This is a genomic window from Photorhabdus bodei, assembly GCF_003287735.1.
Classification (GTDB): domain Bacteria; phylum Pseudomonadota; class Gammaproteobacteria; order Enterobacterales; family Enterobacteriaceae; genus Photorhabdus; species Photorhabdus kayaii.
Genome location: NZ_NSCM01000141.1, coordinates 1 through 815, shown reverse-complemented (window position 1 = coordinate 815; position 815 = coordinate 1). Strand labels below are relative to the sequence as shown.

At 45.9% G+C, this 815-nt stretch carries 1 pseudogene; it reads right to left on the bottom strand.

What is annotated here, in order from left to right:
* Positions 1–746 (bottom strand): annotated as a pseudogene (locus CKY02_RS23130) (IS5 family transposase); the annotation flags it as partial.
* Positions 747–815 lie beyond the last annotated feature (69 nt).

Here is an 815-nt window from a genome sequence, read left to right as displayed (position 1 = left end):
ACGATGCTCTTTGAGTCGACCAAAACATCTTTCTACAACATTTCTTCTTCGATACGTTTCATGGTCGAATTTAACCCGTCCATCTGACCGCGCTTTTTCATTTGATTTATAGGGAATTATCACTTTTATTCCCTGACTTTTTAACCGGTTACGTAATGCGTGGCTGGCATAACCTTTATCAGCAATCACCGCTTTTGAACGACGTTTCATAAAACCGTTTTTACGCTGAATACCCAGACCATCCAGCAGGCGCACTGCATATTGACTTTCATGACATTGACCTGCACTGAGTACCACATTCAGTGGATAGCCTTTTCCATCGACCGCCAGATGGATTTTGGAGCCATAACCACCCTGAGAGCGACCCAGGCCATGATCTTCGGTGACATCGGGATGTTTTTTTTGGCACCCGCCGCACAATGTGCCGCACGAATGTTACTGCCATCCAGAGATATAGCTGACCAATCAACTAAACCTTGTTCATCCAGTATTGACAATAACTTATTGAAAATGAGGTTAATGAGCCCCGATTTTGACCACCGATTAAAGCGATTATAGACGGTTTTCCAGGAACCATAACGTTCGGGTAAATCCCGCCAGGGGGCACCGGAACAGAGTATCCAAAACATGCCGTTGATAACCCGGCGGTGTTCAACATAAGGATGTCCCGCCCGTTGAGAATGTTCAGGGGGCAATAAGGGGAGCAGTAACTCCCATGCTTCATCAGGAAGGTCGTAACGAGCCATAACATGTTTTTTCCGAAAGTCAGAGCCACATAGATTATTCTATCTCAGCCTATTGCGGGACACAGCCTA